This window comes from Ammoniphilus sp. CFH 90114 (genome assembly GCF_004123195.1).
In the GTDB taxonomy this organism is placed as follows: domain Bacteria; phylum Bacillota; class Bacilli; order Aneurinibacillales; family RAOX-1; genus YIM-78166.
Genome location: NZ_SDLI01000002.1, coordinates 24,344 through 37,762 on the forward strand (window position 1 = coordinate 24,344; position 13,419 = coordinate 37,762).

15 protein-coding genes are annotated in these 13,419 nt (G+C 43.0%); 12 read left to right on the top strand and 3 right to left on the bottom strand.

Annotated features, from left to right (window positions below):
- Position 1: 1 nt before the first annotated feature.
- From EIZ39_RS04790 to EIZ39_RS04825, 8 genes are all read left to right on the top strand, one after another.
- Entirely contained in the window at positions 2-556 is a 555-nt protein-coding gene (locus EIZ39_RS04790; protein ID WP_129198031.1) for a 3-hydroxyanthranilate 3,4-dioxygenase, read from the top strand.
- Positions 541-1,557, top strand: a complete 1,017-nt coding sequence (locus tag EIZ39_RS04795; RefSeq protein WP_205668512.1) for an amidohydrolase family protein — start codon at positions 541-543, stop codon at positions 1,555-1,557. The genes EIZ39_RS04790 and EIZ39_RS04795 overlap by 16 nt, the downstream gene beginning before the upstream one ends.
- Positions 1,554-2,015, top strand: coding sequence for a RidA family protein (locus EIZ39_RS04800; protein ID WP_129198033.1), 462 nt, complete (start codon positions 1,554-1,556; stop codon positions 2,013-2,015). Before EIZ39_RS04795 ends, EIZ39_RS04800 begins: the two co-directional genes overlap by 4 nt.
- Before the next feature lie 14 nt (positions 2,016-2,029).
- Positions 2,030-3,496 (top strand): aldehyde dehydrogenase, encoded by a 1,467-nt coding sequence (locus tag EIZ39_RS04805; RefSeq protein WP_129198035.1) that lies wholly within the window; start codon positions 2,030-2,032, stop codon positions 3,494-3,496.
- Positions 3,497-3,584: 88 nt separating this feature from the next.
- Positions 3,585-4,364, top strand: coding sequence for a 2-keto-4-pentenoate hydratase (locus tag EIZ39_RS04810; protein ID WP_129198037.1), 780 nt, complete (start codon positions 3,585-3,587; stop codon positions 4,362-4,364).
- Positions 4,365-4,382: 18 nt separating this feature from the next.
- Positions 4,383-5,270, top strand: coding sequence for an acetaldehyde dehydrogenase (acetylating) (locus tag EIZ39_RS04815; RefSeq protein ID WP_129198039.1), 888 nt, complete (start codon positions 4,383-4,385; stop codon positions 5,268-5,270).
- A 21-nt stretch (positions 5,271-5,291) separates the two neighbouring features.
- A complete protein-coding gene (dmpG, locus tag EIZ39_RS04820) occupies positions 5,292-6,320 on the top strand; it encodes a 4-hydroxy-2-oxovalerate aldolase (RefSeq protein WP_129198041.1) in 1,029 nt (342 codons plus the stop codon).
- Positions 6,321-6,322: 2 nt separating this feature from the next.
- On the top strand, positions 6,323-7,111 hold the full coding sequence (locus EIZ39_RS04825; RefSeq protein ID WP_129199102.1) for a 2-keto-4-pentenoate hydratase: 789 nt from the start codon (positions 6,323-6,325) through the stop codon (positions 7,109-7,111).
- A gap of 80 nt (positions 7,112-7,191) precedes the next feature.
- On the opposite strand, the gene EIZ39_RS04830 is transcribed toward EIZ39_RS04825, so the two are convergent.
- The gene (locus EIZ39_RS04830; RefSeq protein ID WP_164984900.1) at positions 7,192-8,046 is read right to left on the bottom strand and encodes a PaaX family transcriptional regulator; all 855 of its coding nucleotides are present in this window, start codon (positions 8,044-8,046) and stop codon (positions 7,192-7,194) included.
- A gap of 264 nt (positions 8,047-8,310) precedes the next feature.
- On the opposite strand from EIZ39_RS04830, the gene EIZ39_RS04835 reads away from it, so the two are divergent.
- From EIZ39_RS04835 to EIZ39_RS04850, 4 genes are read left to right on the top strand one after another with little or no spacing between them, the layout of a single operon-like run.
- On the top strand, positions 8,311-9,351 hold the full coding sequence (locus EIZ39_RS04835; RefSeq protein ID WP_129198045.1) for a TRAP transporter substrate-binding protein: 1,041 nt from the start codon (positions 8,311-8,313) through the stop codon (positions 9,349-9,351).
- 20 nt (positions 9,352-9,371) lie between these two features.
- Complete coding sequence (locus tag EIZ39_RS04840) at positions 9,372-9,851, top strand: TRAP transporter small permease (protein WP_129198047.1); 480 nt, start codon at positions 9,372-9,374, stop codon at positions 9,849-9,851.
- Positions 9,848-11,128, top strand: coding sequence for a TRAP transporter large permease (locus EIZ39_RS04845; protein WP_129198049.1), 1,281 nt, complete (start codon positions 9,848-9,850; stop codon positions 11,126-11,128). The genes EIZ39_RS04840 and EIZ39_RS04845 overlap by 4 nt, the downstream gene beginning before the upstream one ends.
- Positions 11,129-11,148: 20 nt before the next feature.
- Positions 11,149-11,343, top strand: coding sequence for a 4-oxalocrotonate tautomerase (locus EIZ39_RS04850; RefSeq protein ID WP_129198051.1), 195 nt, complete (start codon positions 11,149-11,151; stop codon positions 11,341-11,343).
- A 42-nt stretch (positions 11,344-11,385) separates the two neighbouring features.
- Here the strand turns inward: EIZ39_RS04850 and kynB are convergent, their stop codons facing one another.
- Both kynB and EIZ39_RS04860 read right to left on the bottom strand, forming a co-directional pair.
- A complete protein-coding gene (gene kynB, locus EIZ39_RS04855) occupies positions 11,386-12,006 on the bottom strand; it encodes an arylformamidase (RefSeq protein WP_129198053.1) in 621 nt (206 codons plus the stop codon).
- Complete coding sequence (locus EIZ39_RS04860) at positions 11,993-13,408, bottom strand: amino acid permease (protein ID WP_129198055.1); 1,416 nt, start codon at positions 13,406-13,408, stop codon at positions 11,993-11,995. The genes kynB and EIZ39_RS04860 overlap by 14 nt, the downstream gene beginning before the upstream one ends.
- Positions 13,409-13,419 lie beyond the last annotated feature (11 nt).

The following is a 13,419-nucleotide window of genomic DNA, read 5'->3' on the forward strand; positions in this document are numbered from 1 at the left end:
TATGAAAAGTGAAGCGGTAAAGGCTGCCCTCCCTCCTATTAATCTATGGAAGTTTATCGAAGAGAACAAAGATCAATTAAAACCACCAGTAAATAATAAATTGATTTGGAAAGATGCAGAAATGATGGTCATGCTTCTGGGCGGACCTAATAAGCGTCGTGATTTTCACGTGGATCCATCGGAAGAGATCTTCTACCAATTAAAGGGAAGCTGCTACGTTGAGATTATCAATCAAGAGGGCAAGAGAGAAGTTGTCACAGTAAATGAAGGGGAAATGTTCTTGTTGCCTGCCAACGTTCCTCATTCTCCTCATCGAGTAGCCGATACAATTGGGATTGTTATTGAGCGTAATCGTGCAGAAGGAGAGTTAGAAAGCTTTGTTTGGTACTGCGATGAGTGTGACCATGAGATGCATCGCGTGACCGTTCAGTTAACCAATATTGAAACCCAAGTAAAAGAAGCCATCTATGGATTTAACAGCAGTGAAGAGCTGCGCAAGTGTAAGAATTGCGGACACGAAATGCCACCGGAAGCGAGTGAATGGAAATGCGAGTAGATTTTCACACCCATATTATCCCTGAGAACTTCTCCGAGCTTACGAAGCACTTCCAAGGGGAAAAATGGCCTCTTCTTCAACGTACTTGCGCTTGCGGTGCCAATATCATGGTGGCTGGGAAGGTATTCCGTGAAGTAACCGATCAAGTTTGGAGTCCGGAGAAGCGGATCCAGGATATGGAGAGAGAAGGAGTAGATATTCAAGTTCTATCTCCTATTCCAGTTACTTTTTCTTATTGGGCACCGGCGGAAGAAGCCGAACTGATGTCGCGAATTCAGAATGATTTCATTGCGGAAACGGTAAGACAATACCCAACCAAGTTTATTGGTCTAGGAACGGTTCCCATGCAAGATGGAACAGCTGCCATTCGTGAGATGGACCGATGCATACATGAATTAGGCTTAAAAGGGATTGAGATTGGAACGAATGTGAATGGGAACAACCTTGATGACCCTTCATTCCTTGAGTTTTTTGAAATGGCAGAGAAATGGCAAGTTCCTTTATTCATTCACCCTTGGGAAACTTTAGGCAAAGAGAGAATGCCGCGTCATAACTTGATGTATACCGTAGGGATGCCAAGCGAGACTGCATTAGCCGGGGCAAGCTTAATTTTGGGTGGGGTTATGGATAAATTCCCCAACTTAAAGATTTGCTTTGCCCATGGCGGCGGATCATTACCCTACATTATTCACCGTTTGGATCAAGGATGGAAGGTATGGCCACATTTACGTTTGATTCAACAACCTCCAAGTTTTTATGCGAAGAAATTTTACTTTGATTCTTTAGTTAATGATCCTGTGAATGTACGTTATCTAGTGGATAACTTTGGGTATGATCGAGTCATTATGGGCTCCGATTATCCGTTCTTATTAAGAGAAATTCCTCCAGGCACCGTTATTGACGATACCTTGGGAGTGACAGAGGACCAGAAGCTTGCGATGTTAGGTGGCAATGCCCTTCGTTTCCTCAATATACCTGTAAAAGAGGCGATAAAAAAATGACCAATCAAGTGCTAACACCTGAAGAAAGATTGGCAGAATTGGGATATGAATTACCGGCTCCGAGACAGGCAGCTGGGAACTATGTGAGTTGCGTGCGCACCGGAAACCTTATTTTTACTGCAGGACAGGGTACTAATCAATATAGGGGCAAACTTGGCGATGATGTGACCATTGAAGTGGGCTATGAGGCGGCAAGACAATGTATGCTCAACCTGTTAACCGTTATTAAACAAGAAGTTGGAGAATTAAGTAAGGTAAAGCGAATTGTAAAGATTCTTGGCTTCGTCAACAGTACTCCTGACTTTACAGACCAACCTAAGGTAATGAACGGGGCCTCCGATCTGCTTGTTGAAGTATTCGGAGACATCGGCAAGCATGGAAGATCAGCTGTAGGAATGGCACAGCTTCCGCATAACAATGCCGTAGAAGTAGAAATGATAGTGGAAATCGAAGACTAGCAGGAGGTTGCCGTATGAGTTCGATTCAAAAGGAACAAGTCAAAATAAAAGATGCAAAGCTCTTTATTAACGGGGAATACACCGATGCGATGTCGGGAGAAACCTTTGATACGATTGATCCAGCAACCAATCAAAAACTAGCAACTGTGGCCAATGCAGGAGAACAGGATGTACAACAGGCAATTGAAGTAGCTCAGCGTACGTTTGAGAGTGGTGTTTGGAGCGAAATGCCAGTAGAAGAAAGAGCTAAGATCCTCTGCAAAATGTCAGATCTTGTGATGGAAAGAGTGGATGAGTTAGCTCTAGTAGAAACCCTTGATGTTGGTAAGCCCATCAAGGAGAGCAGGGGATTTGATATTCCCCGGGCTGCCTCTAATTTGCGATTCTTCGCTGAGATGGCGAAGTATGTTCATCATGAGCATTATGACCAATCTCGTCACATGTCTTACTCGAAATATGCACCAGCTGGAGTCACGAGTTTAATCATTCCGTGGAATCTTCCTTTCATGCAGATGACTTGGAAAGCGTCCGCAGCTTTAGCTGCAGGGAATACGGTATTGGTTAAGCCTGCTTCCTATACTCCGCTTAGTGCGGTTATGTTGGGGGAGATTGCAAATGAAGCAGGGCTTCCTCCAGGTGTATTGAATATCATCACAGGTCCGGGCGGCACTGTTGGAACCGCCATGACAACACATCCGCACGTAAGGAGAATTTCCTTTGTAGGGGAATCCAATACGGGTAAAACCGTCATGCAGAATGCGGCTACTCAATTAATTCCGGTTTCCCTAGAGTTAGGAGGAAAATCTGCTAATATCGTCTTTGAGGATGCGGACTTAGATGAAGCCGTGGCAGGTTCTATCGAAGCGATTTATAGAAATCAAGGAGAAATTTGCTTAGCTGGTTCACGCTTGCTTGTACAAGAAAGCGTTTATGAAAAGTTCCTTGAGAAGTTTGTGGCTGCCGTTAAGAAGATTAAAGTAGGAAACCCTCTAGATCCTGATACCGACATGGGGGCCTTAGTTTCTAAGAGTCACTTGGAAACGGTTGATAACTATGTGCAAATCGGATTATCCGAGGGAGCGAAACTAGCGATCGGTGGTAAGCGAGTGGAGGATTTACCAGACGGAAACTTCTATGAGCCTACAGTACTCTATGATGTTGATAATAAGATGAGGGTTGCTCAAGAAGAAATCTTTGGTCCAGTACTTGTCGTCATTCCTTTCAAAACAGAGGAAGAAGCCATTAAAATTGCCAATGATTCCATCTATGGTCTTGCAGGAGTGGTATGGACGAACGATCTTCGACGTGCCCATCGTGTTGCGTCCAAGATTAACTCTGGATTGTTATGGATCAACTGCTGGTACTATAGAGATTTAAGAACTCCGTTTGGTGGATCAAAAGCAAGTGGAATTGGCCGTGAAGGCGGACGACACAGCTTTGAGTTCTACACCGAGGCAAAAACCATAACGATGAAGTTATAACATATAGGTATAAAGGAGTGACCCTGAGCGTCACTCTTTTATGCATCTTTTGTTTCATCTCTCAACTTAAAAGGAGGAGCCTTATTCCATGAGTGCATTAGTAGAAGTCATTGCTGACGAATTATTAGAAGCGGAGAAAACAAGAAATCCTGTTGCACCGCTCACACAAAGATTTTCTGAATTAACAGTAACGGATGCTTACCAGATTCAATTAGAAGTCATGAAGAAAAAACAGACCGCAGGCCGTCAGATCATAGGGAAAAAGGTAGGTTTGACGAGTGTAGCGATGCAAAAAATGCTAGGAGTAGATGAGCCGGATTATGGTCATTTGCTTGATGACATGCAAGTATCTGATGGCGATAAAGTGAAGATAAGCGATATGGTTAGTCCTAAAATTGAAGCGGAAATAGGATTTATTCTCGGACAGGATTTGGTCGGACCGAATGTAAATTACCTTGATGTCTTGATGGCTACAAAGTATGTTGTTCCTACGCTTGAAATTATAGATAGCCGTATTGCTGATTGGAAGATTAAATTAATAGACACAGTCGCTGACAATGGATCCTCCGCAAAGGTTGTAGTGGGCAACCAGTTAAGTTCAATTGATGGAGTAGACCTAAGAAGTCTAGGTATGGCTCTTTACAATAACGGAGAGCTTGTAGCCACGGGATCAGGGGCAGCTGCACTCGGTCATCCCGCTGAAGCGGTTGCCTGGTTAGCCAATAAATTATTTGAATTTGGAATTACCCTTAAAGCCGGTGAATTAATCCTACCTGGTGCACTATCTGGTGCAGTAACAGTCAAGCAGGGGGATCGCATTACCGCTCAGTTCGGTACGCTAGGTTCTGTTTCAGTTACATTTGAGTAAAAACGGAGGTAGGTTACGGTGAGCAAAGTAAAAGCAGCCATTATCGGTTCCGGTAATATCGGAACAGATCTTATGTATAAGCTGGAAAGAAGTGAAGTTTTACAATTAACAGCTATGATCGGTATCGATCCAGAATCTGATGGTTTAAAACGTGCAAAGGAAAAAGGGTATCAGGTATTTTCTAACGGAATCCAAGGTTTAATAGATAATCCTGATCTCGCAGAAATCGTGTTTGATGCAACTTCAGCCAAAACGCATGTGAGGCATGCGAAGGTTCTTGGGGAAATGGGGAAGCTAGCCATTGATTTAACCCCTGCTGCACGCGGTCCCTTTGTATGTCCAGCTGTAAATTTAGATACCAATCTCGATGTTCCTAATGTGAATATGATTACTTGCGGGGGCCAAGCTACCATTCCGATTGTTCATGCTGTCAATCGAGTTGCTAATGTTTCTTATGCAGAGATTGTAGCGACAATTTCAAGCGAGAGCGCAGGCCCAGGTACTCGAGCTAATATAGATGAATTTACAATTACTACCCGTCGTGGAATTGAAGAAGTAGGTGGGGCAGATCAAGGGAAGGCGATTATTATCCTCAATCCGGCAGATCCTCCTATTCTGATGAGAGACACAGTTTATTGTGAAGTGAAAAATATGAATCAAGAAGCTATTCTCGAATCGATTCATAGCATGATTGCAACAGTTCAGCAATACGTTCCAGGTTATAAGCTAAAACAAGAACCGTTATTTGATGATAACCGCGTGACTGTTTTTCTAGAAGTAGAAGGTGCAGGAGATTACTTCCCGAACTATGCTGGTAATCTAGACATCATGACTGCTGCTGCGACACGGGTTGCTGAGGATTTTGCCCGTCATCATCTAGCAAGACTAGAATCTAATTCGCTGTAGAAAAGAAGAGGTGAAGAGAAGATGTTGCGTAAAAGTGACAAGCCTATAAAAATAACGGAAGTATGCTTGCGTGACGGAAGTCACGTGATGGCACACCAATATACAGAGGAGCAAGTTCGAAAGGTAACCCGTGCCCTAGACGAGGCAGGTATGCACTATATTGAGGTGAGCCACGGAGATGGATTAGGGGGCTCCACTCTACAATATGGTCGCTCACTCGTCGACGAGATGAAATTAATAGAAGCTGCTGTTGAAGAGTGTAAGCAAGCAACTGTCGCTGTACTTTTGTTGCCAGGTATTGGGACTGTTCATGAATTAAAGCAAGCACGTGAACTAGGGGCAGGATTAGTTCGTGTGGCTACACATGTCACAGAAGCTGATGTTTCCGCTCAGCATATCAGTATGGCTCGTGAATTAGGAATGGAGACTCTTGGCTTCCTCATGATGGCCCATATGGCTCCAGTAGAGAAGCTCGTAGAGCAAGCTAAGCTCATGGAGAGTTATGGCGCTCAAGCGGTATATGTCACAGATTCTGCAGGAGCACTTTTACCTGATCAAGTAAGAGAACGTATCCATGCTTTACGTGAGTCCTTGGATATTGAAGTTGGATTCCATGGACATAACAATCTCTCTGTTGCTGTTGCGAATACGATGGCTGCGATTGAAGAGGGAGCCACTCGTATTGACGGTAGTGTTCGTTGCCTAGGTGCTGGAGCTGGAAATACACAAACAGAGGTATTGCTCGCGGTCCTTGAGCGTATGGGAGTTCAAGTAGGCATTGATCTTTATAAAATGATGGATGTGGCAGAGGAGATTGTAGGGCCAATGCTTCCTCGGGCTCAGGAAATTAACAAGGGAAGTTTAGTTTTAGGCTATGCTGGGGTATATTCAAGTTTCCTTCTTCATGCAGAAAGAGCGGCTAAAAGATTTGGTTTAGATCCACGTGATATTCTAATCGAACTAGGGAAGAGAAAAACGGTTGGTGGACAAGAGGATTTAATTCTTGATGTTGCTGCTGAATTAGCGAAAGCTCAAAAGTTGGAGGTGTAATGATGAATCTTACACAAGGTGTAGATACAGAAATCGTTGATTATTTATTATCTGCTGAAAAAGAATGTCGTGAAGTCGTCAAGATTACGGATCAATATCCCAATCTTACATTTGAAGAAGCTTATGCTATTCAAGAAAAGCTCATCCAGAGAAAAGAGCAAGAGGGAGCTAGACGCATTGGGTTAAAGCTTGGTTTAACGAGCAAACCAAAGCAGGAAATGATGGGGGTTCATGAGGCGATTTATGGTTATCTGACAGATGACATGCTTGTTCCTGAATGGAGACCTGTAGAATTTAATAAGCTCATTCATCCAAAAGCAGAACCTGAGATTGCCTTCTTTATTGCCGAAGATCTACAAGGAACGAACATTACGGCAGCAGATGTCTTGCGTGTGACCCAGTATGTCGCACCAGCTATTGAGATCATTGACAGCCGTTATCTTAATTTTAAGTTTACGCTAACCGATGTAATAGCGGATAACTGTTCTTCTTCCCGCTTTATCGTGGGTAACAAGTGGTTGTCTCCTATTGGACTAGATTTGGCAGGTCTAGGTATGGTGATGTCTAAAAATGGTGAAGTGGCAACTGTTGGAGCTGGTGCTGCTGTTTTAGGCCATCCAGCGACTTCCGTGGCATGGGCGGTCAATAAGCTTGGTGCTATTGGAAAAGGTTTAAGAAAAGGTGACGTGGTTCTCAGCGGGGCGATATCTGAGGCCATTATGTTTGAACCGGGAGATACGATTGCCGTTCAATTTGCGGAACTCGGCAGTGTATCTTTCAGTTGTAAATAATAAAAAAAGAGGAGAGTAACTCAAAAGTGCCTGGCATCTTTGAGTTACTCTCTTTTTAGCTTTGCTCTTCATGATGATAACTAATATCTCATGTTAGCTGTCTCTGAGATAGTTGGTAGCGCTCTCATAACAGAATCAAGTTGTAGCCGGACATTACGATAATACTGAAACGATTTTCCAGCAAGTAACTCATAATGGTTGTGGAAGATAGCTGAAGCTTGCTTACCTAACCAGCTCTTGGGTAGAAGGTCACAGGGGAGAAATGGATCTAGCTGTACAAGTGGTCGATATTCGTTTATTAAGAGTACTCGTTGGGCAAAGCTTGTAGCTTCCGTGATTTCTGTATGAGGAATACAATTGGATGTGAATTTTTGAATAAAGGAATGGTATTTCACATTTAAATCCTGTAAGTCCCAAACCTGGGAAACGAGAAACTCTTTATTTTTCGTTCCTAAGTGGGTGGAATTGAAAATTTGGACATAGTCTTCTATTTTATATTTTTTTACTAGCTTTTGTACTTGATCATAACAATCATAAGGGGATATCCATGATCCAGGAGTCAGTTGTCCAAAGCCTAAGCAGCTAATCTCCTTACGAAATTGGTCTCTTAGTGGTCTCTCTTTTTCTGGTAATGAATAGATGAGCAGCTGCCATTGCCCGCTCCAGATCGTATCTTCTTTTTGTTGTGGTATAGGGGTATACCCTTCCTTCAGTTTTTCTATTCCTTCCTCTGTGAATGAATAATAAGTTTTATCCCCAGCTTTAAAGGAAAAGATCATTCTTTGCTGACGCAGCCGGAATATCGCACTTTTGATAGCCTCATCGGTATAATTTAGTGTTCTTAAGAGAGCGATAAGCTCAGACATTGTAATCTTACCGTCATCTGGATAGATATATTCGCTAAATACAGTAAGAAAGGCGGATCTTATTTTCATTATCGTCCCATCCATATCGTTTTATTTGAAATGTTTATCTTCTTCTATTTTAGCAATCTAAATATTAAAATATTGTAAATTGATTAACAAATGTAGTAATATTTATCTTAATAATCAACAAAGTTACGTTATTAATCATTAAAATACTAGAAAAAAACGTTAACTATTTAACACTAACCAGAAATGACAGATATTATAATCTATTTAGGAAATAAAGAATTGCAAGTAATGAAAACGAATACAGGAAAAGGGGGCAACATTGGTATGAAAAAAATAAAAAAGTTGAGTCTGGCATTAATGAGTGCTGCATTGGTCTTAACAACCGCATGTGGCGGGGGCGGGACACAAGAGTCAACAACAACAGCTCAAAAGCCTGAAGAAAGCAAGACGGAGGCAAAGCCCACCTATTCTTTTAAACTTGCGCATATCACACCTCCTGACCACATGTGGCATCTTGCAGCTGAAAAATTTAAAGAGGAGTTGGCTGCTCGCTCTGATGGTCGGATGACGATGGAAATCTACCCTTCCAGTCAGTTAGGAAGTGAGGCGGATATGGTTCAGCAGATCACGGCTGGTTCCGTTGATTTTGGTTTTATTACAGCCGCCTATATGAGTTCAAGAGCTGATGCATTTACAGCTTGGTTTGCTCCGTATGCATTTAAGGATCTTGAAAGTGCTAACGCAGCACGCAGTACAGATGTAGCGAAGAAGATCTTGGCTACGGTTGAGGACCAAGGGTTACAAGGCCTAGACTATTTGTTTGCAGGGAACCGTGTCATGTTAACGAAGGATCGCGAAATTAAGGGACCAGAAGATATGAAGGGATTAAAGTTCCGCGTAACGCCAAGCCCGCCTTTACAAGACTGGTATAAATCTTTAGGAGCATCTCCAGAGTCTCTTGCTTTACCGGAAGTATATGCGGCAGTCCAGACTGGTGTTATTGATGGTATGGACATGGATCTTGATGCAACCATCACGAATAAATATCACGAAGTAACGAAGTATGGAGCAGTAACCAATCACATGGTTTGGCCAGCCGTTGCTTTAATGAATAAAGCTTCATTTGACAAGATGCCTGATGAAGACAAAAAAATTATTGAAGAAGCGATTAATGCAGCAGCCGAATATGCGGTAACGACGCGTTCAGGACAAGAGGAAGAATTTAAGAAGACTCTAGCAGATAAGGGAATGAAAATCTATGAAGTCGATCCTTCCGTGTTCGCTAGCCAAATTAAACAATTCGATGAAAAGTACGGGCCAACCAACCCTCTAATTCAGGAGTTTATCAGCACATTCCGCAAGTAGCATAGATAGGAGGGGAATAAGTGAAACATATTAGTGATCTCGTAGCCAGTTTCGAAAAGAAACTGGCTATGATCCTCATGTTTTTTATGGCAGTAGTGGTAACGTTGGCAGTAATCTTCCGGTATATCTTCAATGATCCGCTCGTATGGGCAGGTGAAACTTCAGTATTCCTATTGGTTGCCATCTCGTTTCTCGGGGGAAGTCTTGGGCTGAAGTATAAGTCCCAGGCGGCTGTGACGATTGTGATAGATTTTGTCCCGGAGCAAGTAAGAAAATGGCTATTAATCCTTGGCCATGTTCTGATGTTGACCTTTCTGGTCGTTTTTCTATTTTATAGCTATAAATGGATCTTTTCACCGAGTGTTGCTATACAAAAATCAAGCGCGATGCTCCTCCCGATGTGGATCCCATACTCTTCTGTCCCGATTGGACTTTCGTTTGCCACCATTCATCTCTTCGCTAATCTGCTCGATCTTGTAAGGGGAGGTGAAAGCAAGTGACGATTCTAGTTATCTTCCTATTCATTTTCTTTCTCTTAATTGGAATCCCTATTTCCTTGGTTCTTGGGATGACGACCGTCGTGTACTTCTTTACTGCCGGGAATTTTGTCTTGATGGATTCAACCCCGCAAAGATTATTTTCAGGTTTAGATAACTTCGGCTTGCTAGCCATTCCGTTATTCATGCTAACGGGAGAGCTAATGAACGGCGGAGGAATTACCAGTCGCTTGGTTATATTTGCGAGAGTACTAGTGGGACATGTTCGCGGAGGTCTAGCTTACGTGACGGTTATTGCCAATATGTTCCTGGCTTCAATTCTTGGCTCAGCTAATGCGCAGGCTGCAATGATGAGCAAGGTCATGGTTCCTGAAATGGAGAAGGAAGGCTATAAAAGGGAATTCTCGGCAGCATTGACGCTTGCTTCGTCGATTGTAGCTCCGATCATTCCCCCAAGCATGATCTTTATCATCTATGGAACCCTGTCTGGAACCTCCATTGGTGGTTTGTTTATGGCTGGGATCATTCCTGGAATCATTTTTGGTATTGGATTTACTGCCCTTATCGCCTTCTTAGGATACAAGTACAATTTTCCTCGAAGTGAGAGAGCGAGCGCTAAGGTGATATGGCAATCGGCAATCAATGTACTGCCCGCTATGCTAGTACCTGTTATTATCACAGTAGGGATACTAACGGGAGCATTCACGGCTACAGAATCAGCAGCAGTTGCTTGTTTTATCGCTTTTATTGTAGGGAAGTTCTTTTATAAAGAGCTTGATTGGCGGAAACTGCCTACTATTCTCGTGAATACGGTCATCAGTACGGCTACGGTCACTTTCTTAATCGCAATGGCCAACATTTTTGGCTGGATGATTGCGTTCGAGCAAATTCCTCAGTTAATAGCCAAGTCGATGCTTTCCGTATCAGAGAGCCCATTTGTCTTCCTATTCTTAGTTAATATTTTCTTGTTGCTCATTGGGACGGTATTGGATGGTATTGCTGCACTCATTATTCTAGTGCCGGTATTAATGCCGCTCGTTACCCACTTCCAGATTGATCCTATCCATTTTGGAGTTATTATCTGTATCAATCTTACGATTGGCCTTTTGACGCCTCCTGTAGGTACTGGATTATTTATCGTATCTTCCATAGCCGAAGTTCGGTTTGAAAAATTGGTAAGAGCTACGATGCCGTTGCTTCTACTAGGAATTGCTATTCTCTTCATTATTACCTACTGGCAAGACGCGGTTCTATTTATTCCGAGACTTCTTGGTTTATAAACAAGTGATTGAGGTGGACTATGCCTTTAATTCAAGTTCAAGTGTTAGAAGGAAGATCGAGTGAGCAAATTAGTAGACTAATCCAACAGCTTACTATATCAGCTGTGGAAAGCCTTGAGGTAAAGCCAGAACAGGTTCGAGTCATTGTGAACGAGGTTCCGAAGTCACATTGGGGTGTTGGTGGAGTCACGAAGGAAACATTGGATAGAAAGTAAGAGGGTTCGAAGTTCGAACCCTCTTTTTTTGATCTCTTTGACTTATATCTTCCGCAACACCGCTCTCACGGGGCTACCATCGGCTTCCTCAAGGGGGAGTGGGAGAGCGATAAGTTCGTAATTTCCTTCATCGATTCCTCGAAGGACAGCGCCTTCTAGGATGTGTATTTGGTTCTTTAATAAAGCATGATGTGCCCCAAGCTCTTTGCTTGTCATAGGGTCTACAGAAGGAACATCTAGACCGATCAAACGAATGCCCTTTTCTGCTAGGAAAGGGCCTATATCCGGTCTAAGAAAGGTAAACTCTGTAGGAAAGCGGGTAGGATCTTCCCAAGAATCGGTTCGAATTAAAAGACGCTTTACGCCTTCTAAGTCAAATGAAGCAAGCTCTGCCGCTCCAATACTTTCCTTCTGAGAGATATGAATGAGTTTAGCAGGTCCAACATACAAGTCTAGATCAAGATCAATCACTTTAGCACCATGAGAATCAAAGTGAAAAGGGGCATCAATATGAGTCCCCGTATGGGTACTCATATTGATTTGACCTACATTAACGGAACCACTCTGTTCCTTAGTCCATGTTAATTGAAAGGTGAAAGGTGTATCGCCTGGCCAAACTGGGACGTCAGAATGTAAACGTTGGGAGATATCAAGCAGATTCATGGTGACTTCCTTTCTGTAACGATGGGTTTTGTGGGTTAAATTTCTTCCAGCCTAGATAAGCTAGAGAAATAAAAATGAGCCAAGGTATTCCAACAACAAGAGTCATCCGGAAATCATTAAACCATGTGGTGACAATAATACTCAACATCAAGACGGCACCTAGTAACGTAAGATATGGATACCCAACCATACGAACAGGAAGTTGGGCATTCCCTAATGCAACCCATGTTTTTCTAAAGAATAGATGGGTAACGAAGATCATAAACCAGGTGAACATGGCTCCAAACATGGAGATGCCCATCATAATCATGTAAGAGGACTCCGGTGCTATGGTTTGCACAACGGCAGCGATGGCAATCCCTAATGTAGAAAGAATAAGCGCCTTGGTAGGTACACCTTTGTTGCTAAGCTCTCCAAATTTCTTAGGAGCGTAGCCAGCTCTTGATAAAGAAAACATCATACGCGTCGTGATATACAATTGGCTGTTCATCGCAGAGAGAGCTGCAGTTAGGACAATAAAGTTCATAATGCCGGCAGCGCCAGGAATATTGAGGATTTCCATAACTTTAACAAAAGGACTCTTGTCAATTCCCGCAGAGGTCCATGGAACAATCATGAGCATTAAAGCAATGGTAAGTAAATAAAACAGGACTAAACGAAATACAGTAGCTTTTAGAGCTTTCGGTACAGCTTTTTGAGGGTCTTTTGCTTCACCAGCAGTGACGGCAATCATCTCAATGCTTAGATAACTAAAGAGTGCAATAAACACGGCTACCCACATGCCCCACCATCCATTCGGTGCAAAACCTCCTTGGTTGGTGTAGTTTTGTGGTCCCATCTCCGGTTGACTTGTTCCGAGAAGAACATAGGATCCTAGTAAAATGAAAATGACAATGGCAGCAACTTTAATCATAGAGAACCAATATTCAAACGATCCGAACAGATTCACGCTCGTAGCGTTAACGTAGATCAAGGCAGTAGAGAATAACAAAATCCAAACCCAACCGGGTACAGTAGCGAACCAATATTGCATGTACACAGCAACAGCTGTAATTTCCACCCCAACGGCACAAACGATACAAGCCCAATAGGAATAGCGCACGACGAAGCCGGCCCAAGGATTAATATAGCGCTCAGCATAGGCGCCGAATCCACCAGAGGTCGGATGGGCTACAGTCATTTCGGCAAGACATCCCATCAACAACAAAGCAATAAGGGCCCCGATGGCATAACTAACTAAAACGCTGGGTCCTGCGATTCCAATGGCAAATCCACTTCCCAGAAATAACCCTGTACCGATGGCTCCACCCATGGCAATCATGGTTAACTGAGGAGTGGTTAATCCTTTTGATAATCCTTTTTCTCTTTCCGCAATCTCTTGAAAATGATCTACCTTAGACATTCGGATCCTCC